General features: G+C 72.9%; 18 protein-coding genes. 6 read left to right on the plus strand and 12 right to left on the minus strand.

Going from position 1 to position 17,968, the window contains the following annotated elements; translation table 11 throughout:
- Positions 1–7 precede the first annotated feature (7 nt).
- From ygiD to FHX75_RS05775, 3 genes are all read right to left on the minus strand, one after another.
- Complete coding sequence (ygiD, locus tag FHX75_RS05765; RefSeq protein ID WP_246157688.1) at positions 8–877, minus strand: 4,5-DOPA-extradiol-dioxygenase; 870 nt, start codon at positions 875–877, stop codon at positions 8–10.
- 76 nt (positions 878–953) lie between these two features.
- On the minus strand, positions 954–1,493 hold the full coding sequence (locus FHX75_RS05770) for an RNA 2'-phosphotransferase (protein ID WP_154937000.1): 540 nt from the start codon (positions 1,491–1,493) through the stop codon (positions 954–956).
- A gap of 89 nt (positions 1,494–1,582) precedes the next feature.
- The gene (locus FHX75_RS05775; RefSeq protein WP_154937001.1) at positions 1,583–2,215 is read right to left on the minus strand and encodes a maleylpyruvate isomerase family mycothiol-dependent enzyme; all 633 of its coding nucleotides are present in this window, start codon (positions 2,213–2,215) and stop codon (positions 1,583–1,585) included.
- 104 nt (positions 2,216–2,319) lie between these two features.
- Here FHX75_RS05775 and FHX75_RS05780 point away from each other — a divergent pair, with 104 nt between their 5' ends.
- Positions 2,320–3,309: an RNA polymerase subunit sigma-70 gene (locus FHX75_RS05780; protein ID WP_154937002.1), complete on the plus strand. Its 990-nt coding sequence runs from the start codon at positions 2,320–2,322 to the stop codon at positions 3,307–3,309.
- A 12-nt stretch (positions 3,310–3,321) separates the two neighbouring features.
- Here FHX75_RS05780 and FHX75_RS30580 read toward each other — a convergent pair whose 3' ends face one another.
- From FHX75_RS30580 to FHX75_RS05790, 3 genes are all read right to left on the minus strand, one after another.
- Positions 3,322–3,477, minus strand: coding sequence for a hypothetical protein (locus FHX75_RS30580; RefSeq protein ID WP_170285290.1), 156 nt, complete (start codon positions 3,475–3,477; stop codon positions 3,322–3,324).
- A gap of 312 nt (positions 3,478–3,789) precedes the next feature.
- A complete protein-coding gene (locus tag FHX75_RS05785) occupies positions 3,790–5,754 on the minus strand; it encodes an alpha-galactosidase D (RefSeq protein ID WP_211364339.1) in 1,965 nt (654 codons plus the stop codon).
- A gap of 81 nt (positions 5,755–5,835) precedes the next feature.
- The gene (locus FHX75_RS05790; RefSeq protein WP_154937003.1) at positions 5,836–7,002 is read right to left on the minus strand and encodes an ROK family transcriptional regulator; all 1,167 of its coding nucleotides are present in this window, start codon (positions 7,000–7,002) and stop codon (positions 5,836–5,838) included.
- A gap of 201 nt (positions 7,003–7,203) precedes the next feature.
- Here FHX75_RS05790 and FHX75_RS05795 point away from each other — a divergent pair, with 201 nt between their 5' ends.
- Positions 7,204–8,163, plus strand: a complete 960-nt coding sequence (locus FHX75_RS05795; RefSeq protein WP_154937004.1) for an acetylxylan esterase — start codon at positions 7,204–7,206, stop codon at positions 8,161–8,163.
- 25 nt (positions 8,164–8,188) lie between these two features.
- Here the strand turns inward: FHX75_RS05795 and FHX75_RS05800 are convergent, their stop codons facing one another.
- The 5 genes from FHX75_RS05800 to FHX75_RS05820 form a co-directional block, all read right to left on the minus strand.
- Positions 8,189–8,947, minus strand: coding sequence for an SDR family NAD(P)-dependent oxidoreductase (locus FHX75_RS05800; RefSeq protein WP_154937005.1), 759 nt, complete (start codon positions 8,945–8,947; stop codon positions 8,189–8,191).
- Positions 8,948–9,101: 154 nt separating this feature from the next.
- Positions 9,102–10,406 (minus strand): enolase C-terminal domain-like protein, encoded by a 1,305-nt coding sequence (locus FHX75_RS05805; protein ID WP_154937006.1) that lies wholly within the window; start codon positions 10,404–10,406, stop codon positions 9,102–9,104.
- On the minus strand, positions 10,406–11,245 hold the full coding sequence (locus FHX75_RS05810) for a fumarylacetoacetate hydrolase family protein (protein ID WP_154937007.1): 840 nt from the start codon (positions 11,243–11,245) through the stop codon (positions 10,406–10,408). The genes FHX75_RS05805 and FHX75_RS05810 overlap by 1 nt, the downstream gene beginning before the upstream one ends.
- On the minus strand, positions 11,242–12,084 hold the full coding sequence (locus FHX75_RS05815; RefSeq protein ID WP_154937008.1) for an amidohydrolase family protein: 843 nt from the start codon (positions 12,082–12,084) through the stop codon (positions 11,242–11,244). Before FHX75_RS05815 ends, FHX75_RS05810 begins: the two co-directional genes overlap by 4 nt.
- Entirely contained in the window at positions 12,081–13,013 is a 933-nt protein-coding gene (locus tag FHX75_RS05820; protein ID WP_246157690.1) for an aldo/keto reductase, read from the minus strand. The genes FHX75_RS05815 and FHX75_RS05820 overlap by 4 nt, the downstream gene beginning before the upstream one ends.
- Before the next feature lie 140 nt (positions 13,014–13,153).
- Between FHX75_RS05820 and FHX75_RS05825 the strand changes: the two genes are divergently transcribed.
- Genes FHX75_RS05825 through FHX75_RS05840 form a run of 4 tightly spaced genes read left to right on the plus strand, consistent with a single transcriptional unit; the run spans position 13,154 to position 16,674 of the window.
- The gene (locus FHX75_RS05825; RefSeq protein WP_154937010.1) at positions 13,154–13,864 is read left to right on the plus strand and encodes a GntR family transcriptional regulator; all 711 of its coding nucleotides are present in this window, start codon (positions 13,154–13,156) and stop codon (positions 13,862–13,864) included.
- A 28-nt stretch (positions 13,865–13,892) separates the two neighbouring features.
- A complete protein-coding gene (locus tag FHX75_RS05830) occupies positions 13,893–14,603 on the plus strand; it encodes a (Fe-S)-binding protein (RefSeq protein ID WP_154937011.1) in 711 nt (236 codons plus the stop codon).
- Complete coding sequence (locus FHX75_RS05835; protein WP_154937012.1) at positions 14,600–16,057, plus strand: LutB/LldF family L-lactate oxidation iron-sulfur protein; 1,458 nt, start codon at positions 14,600–14,602, stop codon at positions 16,055–16,057. Before FHX75_RS05830 ends, FHX75_RS05835 begins: the two co-directional genes overlap by 4 nt.
- The gene (locus FHX75_RS05840; RefSeq protein ID WP_246157700.1) at positions 16,054–16,674 is read left to right on the plus strand and encodes a LutC/YkgG family protein; all 621 of its coding nucleotides are present in this window, start codon (positions 16,054–16,056) and stop codon (positions 16,672–16,674) included. The genes FHX75_RS05835 and FHX75_RS05840 overlap by 4 nt, the downstream gene beginning before the upstream one ends.
- 45 nt (positions 16,675–16,719) lie before the next feature.
- Here FHX75_RS05840 and FHX75_RS05845 read toward each other — a convergent pair whose 3' ends face one another.
- Positions 16,720–17,892 (minus strand): ROK family transcriptional regulator, encoded by a 1,173-nt coding sequence (locus FHX75_RS05845; protein WP_154937013.1) that lies wholly within the window; start codon positions 17,890–17,892, stop codon positions 16,720–16,722.
- Positions 17,893–17,968: the final 76 nt, after the last annotated feature.

The raw sequence follows: 17,968 nt of genomic DNA on the forward strand, positions 1-17,968 counted from the left end.
GCCGGGGTCAGATGTTCGCCGAGTCGGCCGGCACGTCGGCCGGCAGCGACGGCGCGCCCGCCGGCTGGTCGCCACCCCGGCAGGCCAACCCCAGCGTGTACGCGGTCATCGACAGCGACCCGTACGCGTACCCGTCCACCAGCACCTCGGGCCGGGTTCTGGTCGCACCGGCGATGCCGGCGAGATAGAGCAGCGGAATGAAGTGGTCCGGCGTCGGCACCGCCGACCCGAAGTCGCGGTGGGCGTCCAGCCGGGCCGCCTCGGTGGGCTCGGTCCGCATCACCTCGCGGGCCGCGTCGTCGAAGCGCCGCGCCCAGTCGAAGCCCTGGTCGACGCGCTGCGGATCCACCCCGCCGAGGTTGTGCACCACGTTGCCGCTGGCCACGATGAGCACCCCGCGCTCGCGCAGCGGCGCGAGCTGGGCGCCCAGCCCGAGGTGGTAGTCCAGCCCCTTGAACGCGTTGATGCTCAGCTGCACCACCGGGATGTCCGCCGCCGGAAAGGCGTGGGTCAGCACCGACCAGGTGCCGTGGTCGATGCCCCACGAGTCCACGTCGGCGCCCACCCAGGTGGGATGCACCAGGTCGCTGATCTCCTCGGCCAGCTCGGGCAGGCCCGGGGCCGGGTACTCGACGTCGAAGAGCTGCGGGGGGAAGCCGTAGAAGTCGTGGATCGTGCGGGGGCGGGGCATCGCGGTGACGGCGGTCGCGCCGATGTACCAGTGCGCCGAGACCACCAGGATCGCCCGGGGGCGCGGCACCGCTCGCCCGAACGCCCGCCAGGCCGAGGTGTACCGGTTGACCACCAAAGCGTTCATCGGGTTGCCGTGGCCGAAGAAGGCGGCGGGCATCGTGCCCGGGCTGGTCTGACCGCTCATGCCGCTCCCTCCGGGTCGTCCTCCGAGGGTATTCCGGCGCGGCGGGCGTCGCGGCCGATCGGGCCCGGAACGCGCGTCAGGCGACCAGGTAGGCCGGGGGCACCGCGTCGGTCAGCCACACCCCGTTCGCGCTGCGGTAGAAGACGTGCCCGTCGCGGGCCATCGCCGCCGCGTCGACGGTGAGCACCACCACCGCCCCGCTGCGGCGGGCACCGACCCGCCGGGCCGTCGCCACGTCCGGCGAGAGGTGTACGTGGTGCCGCCCGCCCCGGTGCAGGCCACCGGCCCGGATCGAGTCGAGCGCGGCCGCGCCGGTGCCGTGGTAGAGGCGCTCCGGCGGCGCGGTGGGCGCCAACTGGAGGTCGACCGGGATGGAATGCCCCTGGCTGGCCCGGATCCGGTCCACCCCGTCGGCGCCCCGCTCGACGGCGAAGCGCTGCTTGTCGTTACCGGCCACGACGGCGTCGAGGTCGGCGCGGTCGATCCGCAGAGCGGCGAGCAGGTCGTCCACGGTGACCCAGCCGGCCCGGTCCGGCGCCAGGCCGAACTTCCCGGGCTGGTGGCGCAGTACCAGTGACATCCGCTTGCTCAGCCGCACCAGCGCCCGATCGTCCATCGCACCATTGTCGACCATGGCCGGACGTGGTGGCGACGGGATACGCCCCGCCCCGCACGCGCCGGGGCGGGGCGAGGCGCCGCTGCCCGCTACGGGTCCCGCCGACTGAACCGGGTCGCCGTCGGGCCGTCGAGCCGGCCGGCCGGGAGCCGGCGCCCGCAGACGACCAGCAACAGATCCTGGGCGAGCCCGCGCACGGGTGTGCCCTCGCCGTGGCACCAGTCGAGGTCGGTCGCCCGGAGCTGGACGCCGGTCAGGTCGGTGCCGAAGAACGCCACGTTGCGGGGCGACATCCCGGTCAGCACCATGGCGACCCGCTCCGGTGGGACGCGGCGGTCCAGCCCGAGGCCGACGGTGATGTCCAGGCCGTGGATGACGTCGTGGGAGAGCGCCCCGCGCACGCCCCCGCCCGGCGGCGTCCACCGGTGCGCGACGTTGTCGCGCAGCGCCGCGAGCAACTGCGCGGGCGACAACGCGGCGGCGTCGCGGCGGGCGGTGCGGTCGGCCATCCGGTTGACGTTCCCGCGCGCCCTCGCCAACTCCATCAGGGCCCGCCCGAGCGAGGTCCGGAACGGCATCGTGGTGTGCGCGACGACCTCCCGCACCCGCCACCCCTCGCACAGCGTCGGCGCGTCCCACCGGTCGGCGGGCAGCGCCGCCAGCAGGTCGACCTGTTCCGCCCGTTCCGCCACCACCGCGGCGCGGACTTCGTCGTCGGTCATCCGGATTCCTCCCGTCCAGTGCGGGGCACCCTCCGCCGGGGCCCTCGCCACTGATACGGGCCGGACCCGCGAAACTCATCGGTCGGTGGGCGTATGGTCGCCGGGTGCGGGAGAGAACGGTCGCCGACGACGTCGCGGTCGAGCTGCTGCGCACCGAGCTGACCGGCTTCTGCTACCGGATGCTCGGCTCCGGCTTCGAGGCCGAGGACGCCGTGCAGGAGACGTTGACCCGCATCTGGCGGGCCGCCGACCGCTACGACCCGGCCCGCGGGTCGCTGCGGACCTGGGCCTATCGGATCGCGACGAACGTCTGCCTGGACATGCTGCGCGGCGCGCAACGCCGGGCGCGGGCGATGGACCTCGGCCCCGCCGCCGAGGCCGGTGCGGCGCTCGGGGCGCCGGCGCCGGAGCACGTGTGGGTCCAGCCGGTCCCGGACGACCGGGTGCTGCCCGGGTACGGCGACCCGGCGGAGCAGGCGCTGCGGCGGGAGAGCATCCGGCTGGCGTTCGTGGCCGCGCTGCAACACCTGCCGCCGCGGCAGCGGGCCGTGCTGATCCTGCGCGACGTGCTCTGCTGGCGGGCCGACGAGGTCGCGCACCTGCTGGAGGCCAGCGTCGCGTCGGTGAACAGCGCGCTCCAGCGGGCCCGGTCGACCCTGCGCACGGTCGCCCCCGACCCCGGGGAGCCGGTCCGGCCCGCCGACGCGGCCCAGCGCGAGCTGCTGACCCGGTACTGCACCGCGTTCGAACGTCACGACGTATCGGCTCTGGTGGCGCTGCTGCACGCCGACGCGACCATGTCGATGCCGCCGTTGCGCTGGTGGCTGCACGGCCGGGACCGGATCGCGCAGGCGCTGTCCGATCCGGCGGCCTCGTGCGCGGGCTCGCGGCTGGTGCCCACCGCGGCGAACGGCGCGCCGGCGTACTGGCAGACCCGGCCGGGGCCCGACGGTGTCCACCGGGCCTTCGGGCTGGTGATCCTGGACCTGGCCGGCGACCGGGTGCGGGGCATCACCACCTACCTCGACGCGGACCGGCTGCTGCCGCTGTTCGGCCCGCCGGCCCGGTCGACCGATCCGGCGCCGGCAGCCTGACGCCGCGCCTTGTCATGCGGCCGGCTTCGCCTCGTCGGGTAGTTCGACGCTCCGCTGCCCGGCCGCTGCGGCGGCCCGGCGGACCGCGAGCGTCTCCCGGATCCGCCGCCGGGCCGATCGACAGTGCTGCTCGTCGCGGTAGCTGCGGTGAGCTGGCCCAAAAATCATGTCCGACTCCTGAACGACACGGGGCGCGATAGGCATCTGGATGGGCGGAACGGTGAGGAAGCCGTGGGTCCGGCCGCACGGAGATCGCAAGACTGCCGGAGCCAGGCCCACGTCTACCCTTGGTTTACTTGCTTGACGAAGCAAAGTTAATCGTCGGTGGCCCGATCGGGCAAGCATTACCCGTATGGGCACGGTCACAGAGCGTGGCGCCCGGTTATGCCCCGGATGGGCTGCCGGCGGCGGCCAGGACCACGACACATGGCGTGGGGGCCGGGGCGGCACTGCCGCTTCGGCCCCCACGACGAGCCGCGCCTACCGAACGGTCAGCGGCACCTCGATCTTGTCGATGTCGGGTGAGTAGACCGGCGTCGTGCTGTCGATCTCGATCGTGTTGGCACCGGCACGCAACTGCATCGCTACGGTCAGGGTGGCCGGGATGTCCCAACCACCGCTGGGCGGGAAGGCCAGGGTGACGGCGTTCTGGCCGTTGGCCGAGACGGTCGCCGAGCGCGGGTCGTTCGTGGTGTAGCGGATGTTCACCTGGTAGGTGCCCGTCTTCGGCACGGTGACGCCGTTGATGCGCAGGGCGCCGCCGTTGTAGAGGTTGCCGACCTTCGCGCCGCCGGAGCAGTTGGCACAGCCGCCGACCGAGGCGCCCCGAACGAGGGTGTTCGTGCTGGCCTCCGCCTCGTAGCTGGCCACCTTGGGGGCAACACCCGTCGGGGTGACCTTGAACAGCCGGGAGCCGTGCGACGGTAGGGTCGCCGAGATGGCGCCGTTGTGCACGCCCAGTTCCTCGTGCCGCCACAGATCACGCACAGTGGCGGTGCCACCGAAGCCGAAGCTGCTCCAGTTGGCGGTGACCTGAGCCGGGAGACTGCCCATGTTGAACAGCGCGACGGTGTACGAGTTGTCGGCGTTCTTCATTCCCCAGACCTGCGCGGGGCCGGTCGGTGTGACCGGCCGGGCCGGGATGCCCTGCTGGTCGATCGCGATCACCTCGCGGTTGGTGAGCAGGGAGAGGCCGTACGCGTCGAGCTTGGTGAGGTCGTCACCGATGTAGAGCGGGGCCGCCGAGATCGCCCACAGCGTCATGTAGCTCTGCCGCTCGTCCTCGGTGATGCCGTCCATCTCGCCGTTGCCGACGTTGAGGGAGTCGAGGTTGTTCCAGCCGCCGGGGCCAGCCCAGGGCGTCCAGCCGGGTACGTTGTCCCACCGGACCTTGACGGAGTTGTTCCAGGTCACCAGGGTGTCGCAGTAGCACTCCACGTCGGTGTCGATCCGCCAGCCGTTGGAGTACCGCTTCCAGTCGGCGGCGTAGTTGCGGTCGAGCGACCAGGACAGGAGGAACTCGATCGGGCGTCCGGTCCTGGCGATGGCCGCGTGCCAGGCGGCGACGTCCGCGACGTTGTTGTAGTTGTCGCCGCTGCGGAACGAGCCCGGCCCGACGCCGTCGAACTTGAGGAAGTCATAGCCCCAGTCGGCGATCAGCTGTGCCTGCGAGTCGACGTACTTCTGGGCGCAGGGCTTCGAGAAATCGATCTTGTACGCCCCGTCCCAGCCGTTCGTCGTACGCAGGTCCGGGTAGACGATGTCGGCGGTGGTGCAGCCGGGGGCGTTCCAGATCGGCACCGTGCCGCCGCCGTACAGGGGCTTGTTCAGCCCGACGGTCAGGTAGATGCCGGCCTTGAGGCCCTTGGCGTGGATGGCGTCGGCGACGTACTTCATGCCGTGCGGGAACCGCTCGGGTGAGGCGATCTCGCGCGCGTACCCGTCGAAGTTGGGCTCCCATTGGTAGTTGGTGGACCAGCCGGCGTCGATGTTGACGTACTCGTAGCCGTAGGGCTTGAGCTTCGTGGCGAGCACGTCGGCCTGCTGGAGGACGTTGGCCTCGTTCAGCCAGCTCGCGGGGCCGTTCGGGTTGACCCCCGGGTACTTGGTGGCCTGCAGGCTCCAACTGCTCCACCCCAGGTAGGGGCGGTCCGCGACGCCCTGCGCCGCCGCCTCGGCGGCCGCCTTCTGCGCGGCCGCCCGGTCGGCGGGCGACGGGTCCTTCGTGGTGGCGCCGGCCCCCGCGCTGTTCGGCGCTGGGCTCGGCTTCGGACCGGGTGCGGCAGCCTGCGTCTTCGCGCCGGGTGCGGCAGCCTGCGCCGGGATCGCGCCCGCGCCGATGGCCACCGCGAGGGTGGCGGCGAGGGCCACGCCGGTGCGGACCCGGCTCTCGCGCCGGGTGGGCGGTTCGACTCGCTGCGCGGTGGTGCGTAACGGTGACTTCACAGTCACACCTCCTGGTTGTGGGGGCCGAGGGTGGTGCCTGTTGCGATATGGCCGGCCGGGGGCCGGATTGACGCCGATGGTTCAGGGAACGACGAGCGACTGGATGCTCACGGCAGCCGCTCCGCGCGCCCACTCCTCGAAGGGCAGCGGGCGGATGGAGAGCGGGCACTGGGCGGCGGCGCCGAACGCCTGGCGTTCGAAGCCGGTACGGATGTGCGCCTCGAAGAGGTCGTAGGCGGCCAGCCCCTCGCCAGACACGACGATCCGGGCAGGGCCGACGAGGTTCGCCACGGCCGCGATGCCGGAGCCGATCGCGTTGCCGGCACGGGCGAAGACGGCACCGACCTGCTCGTCACCGGCGCGGGCCAGGGCCACCGCGGCGTCGATGGTGAGTTCGGGCCGACCGGTGCGTTCCCGGGCCTGCCGGACGATGGCCTGGGTGCCGGCGATGGCCTCCACGCAGCCGCGACCACCGCAGTGGCAGCTCGGGCCGTTGGCGTCGACGGCGAGGTGGCCGATCTCGCCGGCCACGCCGTGCGAGCCGGAGACCAGTCGGCCGTGGACGACCAGGCCGCAGCCGATGCCGGTGCCCACGGTGACGAGGGCGAAGGACTCGGCGCCCACTCCCTCGCCGAACCAGTGCTCAGCGGCGGTCAGCGCCTTCACGTCGTTCTCCACCGTGGCGGCGAGTCCGGTGATCCGGGCCACGCGTTGGCCGAGCGGGACGTTGCGCCACTGCAGGAACGGTGAGTACCGGACCAGCCCGGTGGTGCGGTCCACGTCGCCGGAGATGGCGAGCCCCAGCCGGCGGGTGCGGACCCGGTAGTCGCCGGGGCCGTCGAGCAGCCCGTCGACGAGCTGGCCGAGGTCGGTGAGGACAGCCTCGACGTCGGGGGCGGCCAGCGGCCGGCGGGCCGTGGCCCGTACCGCCGCACGGAGGTCGCAGACGACGCCGATCAGCTCGTCGGCGGTGATCTTCACCCCGACGAAGAATTCGCGGTCCGCGCGTACGGCCAGCGGGCTGGCCGGGCGTCCGGCGCCCGGACCGGTGCGTTCGGTCGCGGCCAACTCATGCAGGTAACCCGTGTCGATGAGCGGGCGCGCGGCCTTGGTGACGGCGGCGGAGGACAGCCCGAGCCGGCGCGCGAGACTGACCCGGCTCAATGGACCTTCGGTCAGTACGGCGGTGAACACCGCCGTTGCCGCCGGGGCGACGGCGAGCGAGCCCAAGCCGGTCTCGGGAAACATAGCCGAAACCTAGGTTCATTAATTAACTTCGTCAAGTATTGATTTCGGTTCAGCGGGGGTCCTACGCTCAGCCAGCCCGTCACGCACGCTCGCCAGGGACGACACCGTGCGGTCCACTGGGGAGTCGCGCCGGCGCTGACCGAGGCGGTGCGGGTTGCCGGGCGCACGTACCCGGCAGCGAGCAGCAGGAAAGGCGTCGCCGTGGCCCTGTTCGATCTGCCCCTCGCCGAGCTGCGCGCCTACCTCCCGCACCGCGCCGAGCCGGAGGACTTCGAGGCGTTCTGGCACGCCACGCTTTCCGCCGCCGCCGAGCACGACCTGGCGACGGAGTTCACCCCGTACGACGCCCTGCTACCCCGGGTGCACGTCCACGACGTACGGTTCAGCGGCTCCGGCGGGCAGCGGGTAGCCGGCTGGTTCCTCACCCCGGCGGAGGTGGCCGGGCCACTGCCGTGCGTCGTGCAGTTCATCGGCTACGGCGGCGGCCGGGGCCGGCCCCACGAGTGGCTGCTGTGGCCGGCGGCCGGGTACGCGGTGTTCGTCATGGACTCCCGCGGCCAGGGCGACGGCGACACCGTGGATCTGCCGGGCAGCGACTCGCCGCAGCACGGCGGGGTACTGACCCGCGGCGTGCTGGACCCCGAGCAGTACTACTACCGCCGGTTGTTCACCGACGCGGTACGGGCGGTGGACGCGGCGGCCAGCCATCCGGAGGTGGACGGCAGCCGGATCATCGTCGCCGGTGCCAGCCAGGGCGGTGGGATCGCGCAGGCGGTGGCCGGCCTGCACGCCCAGGTACGAGGCGCGCTCATCGACCTGCCGTTCCTGACCCACTTCCGGCGGGCCACCGAGATCACCGACGCGCACCCGTACCAGGAGCTGGCCGACTTCTGCGCGACGCACCGCGACCGGGTCGAGCAGGTCTTCCACACGCTGAGCTACTTCGACGGCGTGCACTTCGCGGCGCGGGCCAGCGCACCGGCGCTCTACTCGGTCGCGCTGATGGACGACGTGTGCCCACCGTCCACGGTGTTCGCCGCGTACAACCACTACGCCGGCCCGAAGGAGTTGCAGATCTGGCCGTACAACGGGCACGAGGGCGGGGCGACGTTCCAGCCACCGATCCACCTGCGCTGGCTGCGCGACCTGCTGGCGGCCTGAACCCCCGATCGCCGGCGCCGGCCGCTCAGCTGGGCCGTGCCGGGAGCCGCAGACCGGCCATGCCGCCGTCGACGGCGAGCGACGTCCCGGTGACCGCCCCCGCGGCGGGTGAGGCGAGGTACACCACCGCCGCGGCGACCTCCGCGGCGCTGACCAGGCGGCCGGTCGGCTGGCGCGCGGCGAGCAGCCGCCGCTCCGCGGCCGGGTCATCCGCGCCGGCGAGCAGCCGGGTGACCCAGGGGGTGTCCACCGTGCCGGGCGCCACGCAGTTCACCCGTACGCCGTCGCCGATCAGATCTGCGGCCATGGCCAGGGTGAGGGCGTGCACGGCGCCCTTGGACGCGGAGTACAGCGCCCGGCGGGGTAGGCCGGCGGTCGCCGCGATGGAGGACACGTTGACGATGGCCGCCGCCGGTGACCGGCGAAGGTGGGGCAGCGCGACCGCGCTGGTGCGGGCCACGCCGGCGACGTTGACGTCCAGCACGCGGGCCCACTGGGCGTCGTCGTTGTCCTCGACGGCGCCGACCGCTGAGATGCCGGCGTTGTTGACGAGGATGTCCAGGCGGCCGAAGGCGTTTACGGCGGCGGCGATGCCGGCCGCCAGGGAGGCACGGTCCGCCACGTCGGCCCGCACGGCGCGGACCGCCGGTCCGGACGGCGCACCTGACGGGTCCAGGTCCAGCACGACCACCCGGGCCCCCGCGGCGAGCAGCGCATCGGCGCAGGCGCGGCCGATCCCCGAACCACCCCCGGTCACCACGGCGACCAGTCCGTCACAGGTCATGAACGTCTCCTTCTCATCCCAGCAGTCGTCGGAGCCGCCGCACCGCCGCGGTGAAGCGGTCACGGTCCAGCCGCTCGAAGTAGTGGTCCGGCAGGGTCTCCGCGGTGGACGGCCGGACCCGCCGCCGCCCGGCCAGTGGCGAGGTCGAGGTCGGTCAGGCCCACGCGGGTCCGTCCGGGTAGGCGTACCGGGCGAGGCTGTCGGGGTGCATCTCGGCGGAGAAGCCGGGTGCGGTCGGCGCGTGGTAGTGGCCGTCGCGCACCACCACCGGGGTGCGGAAGTGCTCGTGCAGGTGACCGACGTGCTCGATGACCCGGTCGTCGGTGCTGCCGGAGACGGCCACGAAGTCGAACATCGAAAGGTGCTGCACCAGTTCGCACAGGCCGACTCCCCCGGCGTGCGGGCAGACCGGTACGCCGTACTTCGCGGCGAGCAGCAGGATCGCCACGTTCTCGTTCACCCCACCCACCCGGGCGGCGTCGATCTGCACCACGTCCACCGCCCCGGCCTGGAGCAGTTGCTTGAACACCACCCGGTTCTGCACGTGCTCGCCGGTGGCCACCCGGATGGCCCCGCCCGACGGCGCGGCGGTGGCCAGCGCGGCCCGGATCGCGGCGTGCCCGAGCACGTCGTCGGGGCTCGTGGGCTCCTCGATCCACCAGGGGTCGTAGGGCGCCAAGTCGCGCATCCACGCGATCGCGTCGGGCACGTCCCATCGCTGGTTGGCGTCCACGGCGATGCGGATGTCCGGCCCGACCGCCGCCCGGGCCGCCCGGAGCCGCCGGAGGTCGTCGGCCCGGTCGGCGCCCACCTTGAGCTTGATCTGGGTGAACCCGTCGGCGACGGCCTGCCCGGCCAGCCGTACCACCTTGTCGTCGTCGTAGCCGAGCCAGCCCGGCGAGGTGGTGTACGCGGGGTAGCCGCGCTCGGTCAGGATCGCCGCGCGTCCGGCTCGGCCCGGTTCGGCGGCACGCAGGATCCGCAGGGCTTCCGCCGGGGTCAGCGCGTCGGTGAGGTACCGCCAGTCGACCAGGTCGACGATCTGCTCGGGGCTGAGCTCGGCCAGGTACCGCCAGACGGGCTTGCCGGCCCGCTTGGCGACCAGGTCCCACATGGCGTTGATGACCGCGCCGGCGGCGAGGTGCACCACTCCCTTCTCGGGGCCAAGCCAGCGCAGCTGCGAGTCGTGGGTGAGGGAACGGGCGAACACGCCCAGGTCGACGGCGTCCGGGTCCAGGCCCACCACGAACGGGACGAGAGCGTCGATCGCCGCCCGGCAGATGTCGTTGCCGCGGCCGATGGTGAAGGTGAAGCCGTGGCCGTCCGGGCCGTCGTCGGTGCGCAGCACCAGGTATGCCGCCGAGTAGTCGGGATCGGGGTTCATGGCGTCGGATCCGTCGAGCTCCCGCGAGGTGGGGAACCGGACGTCGTACGTGTCGACGCGGGTGATCCGGGCCATCAGGCGCTCCGCACAGTGCTGCGCTGCCGGCCCAGACCGTCGATCTCGACCTCCATCACGTCCCCGGCTGACAGATACGGGAACCGGCCGGACAGCGCCACCCCCTGCGGTGTTCCGGTATTGATCACGTCGCCCGGGTCGAGCACGGTGTACTGGGACAGGTGCCACACCAGGTACGCGACGTCGAAGATCATGTCTTTGGTGGTGGAGTCCTGGCGGGGCTCGCCGTTGACCCAGGAGCGCAGGCGCAACGCCTGCGGGTCGGGCACCTCGTCGGTGGTGACCAGCCACGGCCCGAGCGGCTGGAACGTCTCGCACGACTTGCCCTTGGACCACTGCCCGCCGGAGACGGTGAGCTGGAAGTCGCGTTCGGAGACGTCGTTGGAGAGCACGTACCCGGCGACGTGGGCCAGCGCCTCGTCGGGCGAGGACAGATAGCGGGCCCGACGGCCGATCACCACGGCCAGTTCGACCTCCCAGTCGGTCTTCGTCGACCCACGTGGAATCAGCACGTCGTCGTACGGGCCGACCACCGTGTTGGGGGCCTTGTAGAACACGATCGGCAGCTCCGGTGGCACCGAGCCGGATTCCGCGGCGTGGGCCGCGTAGTTCTGCCCGACGCAGAGGATCGCGCCGGGGCGGGCGACCGGGGGGCCGATCCGCTGGCCGGTGACGTCGATCTCCGGAAGGTCGGTGGCCTCGCGGGCCCGCCGCAGTCCGTCGCCGGCGAGAAAGGTCGCGTCGATGTCGGCCGTCAGCGGCGACAGGTCGAGGTAGTGACCGTCGTCGTACCGTACCGGCCGTTCCCGGCCCACCGGTCCGACGCGCATGATTCTCACGAACCAACCTCCAGTGCGTAGGTGCGAATCGCGGTGCCGGCCCTGACCGCCGACCGCTCGTGCGGCGACAGCTCCGCCAGGCAGGCGTCGAGCGCCGCCAGGGCACCCGCGTACGTGGTGACCAGCTCGCACACCGGCCAGTCGGAGCCGAGCATCAGCCGCTCGGGGCCGAAGAGCTCCAGCGCGGTGTCGACGTAGGGCCGGATGGTGTCCGGGCCGGACCCGGGCCCGCCCTCGGTGAGCAGGCCGGACAGCTTGGCGACGACGTTGGGGCAGGCGGCCAGCGGGGCGATGGCCGCCCGCCAGCGGGCGTGGGCGCCCGCGGCGACGGGTGGCTTGCCGAGGTGGTCCAGGACGAAGGTGGTGCCCGGGGTGGCCCTGGCCGCCTCGGCGCAGCCGGGCAGCTGTCCGACGTGGACGATGAGGTCGACGGTCAGTCCGGCGGCGCCGACGGCGGTGAGGGCGGCCCGGACGTCGGAGCGGGCCAGATGGTCCGGGTCGGTGACGGCCTGCACCTGGTCGCGGACGCCGACCAGCTTGGCGCCGCCGGGTAGGGCGCGGTAGCCGGCCAGGGTGGCGGTGAGAGCGGGGTCGGTCAGCGACGCCCAACCGACGACGCCGGCGATCCACGGCGTGCCGGCGGCGAGGGCCAGGAACTCGGCGGTCTCGGCGCTGTCGCAGCGGCCCGCCTCGACCAGGACCGTCGCCGTCACACCCGCCTCGGCCAGGCTGGGCGCGAGGTCACCGAGGGTGTAGTCGCGGCGCAGCGGCTCCAGCCCGGGTGCCGCGAGCCAGGGGTAGTCGGCGGTCCACACGTGGTGGTGGGCATCGACGATCACGGCGTCGGCACCTCCTCCGCCAGCAGCCCCTCGGCCTTCAGGTCCGCCCACAGCGCACCGGGGACGTCCCACTGGAACATCGCCACGTTGTCGGCGATCTGCCCCGGGTCGCGGGCGCCGATCACCACGCTGGCGACGGCCGGGTGTCCGAGCGGGAACTGGATGGCCGCGGCCCGCAGCGGTACCCCGTGCCGGTCGCACACCGCGCGGATGGCGGCGGCCCGGTCCAGGAGCGTGCGGTCGGCCGGGGCGTAGTCGTAGTGGGCGCCCGGGCGCGGGTCGGCCAGGAGACCGGAGTTGTAGACGCCCGCGGCGAGGACGGCGACGCCCCGCCGTGCGCACAGCGGCAGCAGCTCCGCCAGGCCGGACTGGTCGAGAAGCGTGTACCGGCCGGCGAGCATGACGCAGTCGAAGTCGCCCTCCCGGACCAGCGTGACCAGGCCAGGAGCCTGATTCATGCCGGCGCTGACCGCACCGATCTCGCCGGCGTCGCGCAGCTCGGCGAGGGCCGGGTAGGCGCCGGTCATCGCCTCGGTGAGGTGGTCGTCCGGGTCGTGGATGTGCGCGATGTCGATCCGGTCGAGCGTCAGCCGTTCCAGGCTCTCGGCGTGGGAGCGGCGGACCCCGGCCGCGGAGAAGTCGAAGACCGGGGCGAGGTCGGTCGACTCCGCCCAGAACTCCTGCCGGTCGCGGCCGTCGGGCACGAGCAGGCGACCGACCTTGGTGGAGAGGGTGAACTCGTCGCGCGGCCGGCCGGCGAGCACCGTCCCGGCCCGGCGCTCCGACAGCCCGCACCCGTACAGCGGGGCGGTGTCGAAGTACCGCAGCCCGAGGTCCCAGGCCGCCTCCACGGTGGCCCGGCCGATATCGTCGCCGACGGCGGTGAACAGCCCGCCGATCGGTGCCAGCCCGAGTCCCAACCGGGTCACCGTCACGCCGGTACGCCCCAGAGGAACTCTCTCGGTGGCTTGCACGCGCCGACCTCCCCGGGCTATTTCCTATAGGATATTGCGCGGTTAGAGTGTCTACTCGTTCAACGCGAGCCAAGTCAAGGGGGCCGGAAGAAGCGATGGCGCACCAGGCCGGAGACCGGATCCGCCCCGCCCGGCGGCTCACCCTGTCCGAGGACGTCTACGAGGCCGTCAAAGGGCTGATCATGGACCACACGATGCCTCCGGGCGAACGGGTGACCATCGACGTCCTCGCTCGGCAGCTCGACGTCTCCCCCACCCCCGTCCGGGAGGCCCTGGCCCGTCTCGAGTCCGACGGGCTGGTCCGCAAGCGGCCGCTGTCCGGATACACCACTACCCCGCTGTTGAGCAGGGCCGAGTTCGACGATCTGTTCGACATGCGCATCCTGCTCGAGGGCGCGTCGGCCGGCCGGGCGGCGGTGCACGCGCGCGCCACGGACCGCGAGCGGATCTCCACGGAGGCCGGTGCGACGGTCGGCGTGGAGGCCGGCGAGGACTACCGCCGCCACGCCGCCTTCACCGCCCTCGACGCACGGTTCCACGACCTCGTCGCGGACGCTGCCGGCAGTCCCCTGCTGCGCGACGCGATCACCCGCCTGCACGCGCACCTGCACCTGCACCGCCTCTACTTCCCCGCCGCGACCGCGTCGAAGACGGCCGCCGAGCACCAGCGCATCGCCGCCGCCATCGCCGCTGGCGACCCCGACGGCGCCACCGAGGCGATGCGGGCCCACCTGACCGCGGCCCGCGAGCGCCACCTGCCCGCGTTCGACCGGCTGCCGGCCTCGGGTGCGGGCAGCGCACCCTGACCACCCCCGAACTTCCCGAGGACCCGCCGTGCGCATCGCCCTCTTCATCACCTGCGTCAACGACCTCGCCTATCCGCAGACCGGCATCGCCGTCACCCGCATCCTGCGGCGGCTCGGTCACACCGTCGAGTTCCCGGCCGCGCAGACCTGCTGCGGTCAGCTGCACGCCAACACCGGGTACCGGAACGACGCGGTGCCCTTGGTCCGCGGCTTCGCCGACACCTTCGACGGCTACGACGCCGTCGTCGTGCCGTCCGGCTCGTGCACCGCCATGATCCGCGAGCAGTACCCGCGCCTGCACCCGGCCGCGGCCTCCGTCGCCGGCCGCACCTACGAACTGTCCGAGCTGCTGGTGGACGTCCTCGGCGTCACCGACGTCGGCGCCGCGTTCGCACAGACGGTCACCTACCATCCGACCTGTCACGGCCTGCGGATGCTGCGGCTGGGCGACAAGCCGCTCACCCTGTTGCGCCACGTCCGGCAGATCCGCCTCGTCGAACTCGATGACGCCACCGAGTGCTGCGGCTTCGGCGGCACCTTCGCGGTGAAGAACGAAGCCGTGTCCACCGCGATGCTGGCCGACAAGTGCGCCCGGGTACGCGAGACCGGCGCGGCGGTGCTCGCGGCGGCGGACAACTCGTGCCTGGCCCACATCGGCGGCGGCCTGGACCGCGCCCGCTCCGGCGTACGGGCGATGCACTACGCCGAGATCCTCGCCATGACGGGAGACGACGCGTGAGCCACCACGCCACCCCCGCCGGAGTTCCGGCCACCGGCGGTGGCCGCATCCGCACCCCGTTGCCGTTCCCGACCGCCGCCCGGAGCGCCCTCGCCGACGACCAGCTGCGCGCCAACCTGCACCGGGCCACCCGCACGATCCGCGACAAACGGGCCCGGGTCGTCGACGAGGTCCCGGACTGGGCGGCGTTGCGCGACGCCGGGGCGGCGATCAAGGCCGATGTCCAGCGGCGGCTGCCCGAGCTGCTGGAACGGTTCGAGGCGGCGGCCACGGCCGCCGGCGCCCGGGTGCACTGGGCGCGGGACGCCGTCGAGGCATGCCGGATCGTGGTCGAGCTGACCCGCGCGGCCGGCGCCGACGAGGTGGTGAAGGTCAAGTCCATGGCCACCCAGGAGATCGAGCTCAACGAGGCCCTGGCGGCGGCCGGCATCACCGCCCACGAGACCGACCTCGCCGAGTTGATCGTGCAGCTCGGCGACGACACCCCCTCGCACATCCTGGTGCCCGCGATCCACTACAACCGGGCGCAGATCCGGGACATCTTCCGCCGCCGGATGGCCGACGCCCCTGCCGACCTCGGCGCGGAGCCGCGGGAGCTGGCCGAGGCGGCCCGCCAGCACCTGCGGCGCCGGTTCCTGGAGGCGAAGGTCGCGGTGTCCGGGGCGAACTTCGCGGTCGCCGACACGGGCACGCTGGTGGTGGTGGAGTCCGAGGGCAACGGGCGGATGTGCCTCACCCTGCCGCAGACCCTGATCAGCGTCGTCGGGGTGGAGAAGCTGGTGCCGAGCTTCGCCGACCTGGAGGTCTTCCTGCAACTGCTCCCGCGCTCCTCGACCGGGGAGCGGATGAACCCCTACACGTCGATGTGGACGGGGGTCACGCCGGGCGACGGCCCGCAGGAGGTGCACGTGGTGCTCGTCGACAACGGACGGTCGGCGGTGCTGGCGGATCCGGTCGGCCGATCGGCACTGTCCTGCATCCGCTGCTCCGCCTGCCTCAACGTCTGCCCGGTCTACGAGCGGGCCGGTGGGCACGCGTACGGGTCGGTGTATCCGGGTCCGATCGGGGCGATCCTCTCTCCGCAGTTGACCGGGGTCGCCGACAACGCCTCGCTGCCGTACGCGTCCACGCTCTGCGGCGCCTGCGCCGACGTCTGCCCGGTCAGGATCGACATCCCGGAGATCCTCGTCCACCTGCGCCAACAGGCACCGCACGCGGCGGCGGAACAGACGGCCATGCGTACCCTCTCGTGGCTCATGCGCAGCCCACGACGGTGGGCCCTCGCGTTGCGGGTCGCCCGCCGCGCCGCCGGCCCCCTGGGCACCTGGCGGCAGCGGCGGGCCGGGGCCCGCACCCTGCGCCGGCTGCCGTGGCCGGCGTCGGCGTGGACGCGGTCGCGCGACGCACCGCTACCCGCGCCGCAGACCTTCCGGGAATGGTGGGAGAAGCAGTGAACGCCCGAGACGACATCCTCGCCCGCCTGCGGGCGGCGCTGGTCGACGCGCCCACGCCGGTCGACGTGCCGCGCCGCTATCGCCGGGTCGCCGAGTCCGTCGATCTGATCGAGCTGTTCGTCGACCGGCTGGTGGACTACCGCGCGGTCGTCCACCACGGTCTTGATGCCCTTCCGCGTCTGCTGGCCGGCGTCGACCGGCTCGCGGTGCCCGCCGACGTCCCCGGGCACTGGCTGACCGGCTTCGCCGGGCAGGTCCGCCGGGACACACCCCCGCTGTCGCCGGCCGAGCTCGACGGCATGGACGCCGTGCTGACCGGCTGCGCGGTGGCGGTGGCCGACACCGGCACCATCGTGCTGGACGCCGGTTCCACCCAGGGGCGCCGGATGCTGACGCTCGTCCCCGACCGGCACATCTGCGTGGTCCGAACCGGCCAGATCGTGGGCCTGGTGCCCGAGGCCGTCGCCCGGCTCGACCCACGCGCACCGCAGACCTGGATCTCCGGCCCGTCGGCGACCAGCGACATCGAGCTGAACCGGGTGGAGGGGGTGCACGGGCCCCGCCGACTGGATGTCGTCCTGGTCCCCGAGGACGCCACCATCGCAACCGGCCGCTGACGACGGCGGCGGCGCCGGACCCACCGATCGGGACCCGGCCGCGTTTCAGATCCGGTTCTCCACCAGCCGCTCGATGGCCGAGGCCGCGGCGCCGCGCGCCCAGTCCTCGAAGGTGTGCGGGCGCGTGACGATCCGGCAGCGGCCCGCCGCGCCGAAGGCGTGCTCGGCGAAGGCGGCCCGCAGGTGCGCCTCGAAGAGGTCGAAGTCGCTCACCGCCTCGCCACCGATGATGACGAGTTCGGGCCCGGCGAGGTTGACCAGTGTCGCGATCGCGGTGCCGATCACGGTCGCCGCCTGCTCGAACGTCCGTACGGCGACGGGGTCACCGCGGTGCGCCAGGTCGAGGACCTCGTCGATCGACAGTTCCCTGCCGTGTCCGCGCGCGACCTCGGCGACGATGGCGGGGGTGCCGGCGACAGCCTCGACGCAGCCGCGGCGGCCGCAGGGGCAGATCCGGTCAGGTGAGGTCAGCGGGAGGTGTCCGATCTCGCCCGCGACGCCGTAGGCGCCTTCGACGACCTCGCCGTTGACGTGCAGTCCGCTGCCGATGCCACGACCGATCGTGACGATCGCGAACGAGGCGGTGCCGACGCCCACGCCGAACCAGTGCTCGCCGATCGTGAGGGCCCGGACGTCGTTCTCGACCAGGACGTCGCGGTCGAGGCGGCCGGTCAGGATCTTCGCGAGGGGCACCTCGGTCCAGCCCATGATCGCGGATTCGCGGACGACGCCGCTGTGCGCGTCGACGTCGCCGGAGACGGTGACCCCGACGGCGCAGATGCGTTCGGCTCGCCCGCCGAGCGTGTCCACGAGTGTGGTCGTGGTCGCCTCGATGGCCTCGACGACGGCGTCGAGCTCCGTGGAGTGCAGTGGCCGCCGGTCGCTGGCGAGGATGCTCGTCGGCAGATCGGTCGCGACGCCGACGATCTCGTCGGCATTGACCTTGATGCCGATGAAGACCAGTGAGTCGGCGACGACCATGAGGGGGTTCGCCGGCCGCCCCGGCTGCCCGTCGCGCTGCGAGTCGAGCTGGTTGGAGACGAGGCCGACCTCGATGAGTGGTGCGACCGCCTTGGTGACCGCCGCCTGCGAGAGTCCGGTGAGCCGGGCGATGTCGATGCGGCTGATCGGGCCCCGTGTGAGGATGCTCCTGAAGACCTCGGCCGCCGCCGCGGACGCCCCTCGGAGCAGCGAGACCGCGGCGTCTGCGTCGTTCATTGCGGGATTCCTCTTGGTCGGACGCCGGTCAGGGCGTGGTAGCGCGTCGTCCGGGCACCATCGTAGTCAGCGAACG

This window comes from Micromonospora palomenae (assembly GCF_007829925.1).
Taxonomy (GTDB): Bacteria; Actinomycetota; Actinomycetes; order Mycobacteriales; family Micromonosporaceae; genus Micromonospora; species Micromonospora purpureochromogenes.

Excerpts from the sequence above, each read along its gene's own strand:
- ygiD (WP_246157688.1), bottom strand. The coding sequence starts at position 877 with ATGAGCGGTCAGACCAGCCCGGGCACGATGCCCGCCGCCTTCTTCGGC.
- FHX75_RS05770 (WP_154937000.1), bottom strand. The coding sequence starts at position 1,493 with ATGGACGATCGGGCGCTGGTGCGGCTGAGCAAGCGGATGTCACTGGTA.
- FHX75_RS05775 (WP_154937001.1), bottom strand. The coding sequence starts at position 2,215 with ATGACCGACGACGAAGTCCGCGCCGCGGTGGTGGCGGAACGGGCGGAA.
- FHX75_RS30580 (WP_170285290.1), bottom strand. The coding sequence starts at position 3,477 with ATGATTTTTGGGCCAGCTCACCGCAGCTACCGCGACGAGCAGCACTGT.
- FHX75_RS05790 (WP_154937003.1), bottom strand. The coding sequence starts at position 7,002 with ATGTTTCCCGAGACCGGCTTGGGCTCGCTCGCCGTCGCCCCGGCGGCA.
- FHX75_RS05800 (WP_154937005.1), bottom strand. The coding sequence starts at position 8,947 with ATGACCTGTGACGGACTGGTCGCCGTGGTGACCGGGGGTGGTTCGGGG.
- FHX75_RS05805 (WP_154937006.1), bottom strand. The coding sequence starts at position 10,406 with ATGGCCCGGATCACCCGCGTCGACACGTACGACGTCCGGTTCCCCACC.
- FHX75_RS05825 (WP_154937010.1), top strand. The coding sequence starts at position 13,154 with ATGGCGCACCAGGCCGGAGACCGGATCCGCCCCGCCCGGCGGCTCACC.
- FHX75_RS05845 (WP_154937013.1), bottom strand. The coding sequence starts at position 17,892 with ATGAACGACGCAGACGCCGCGGTCTCGCTGCTCCGAGGGGCGTCCGCG.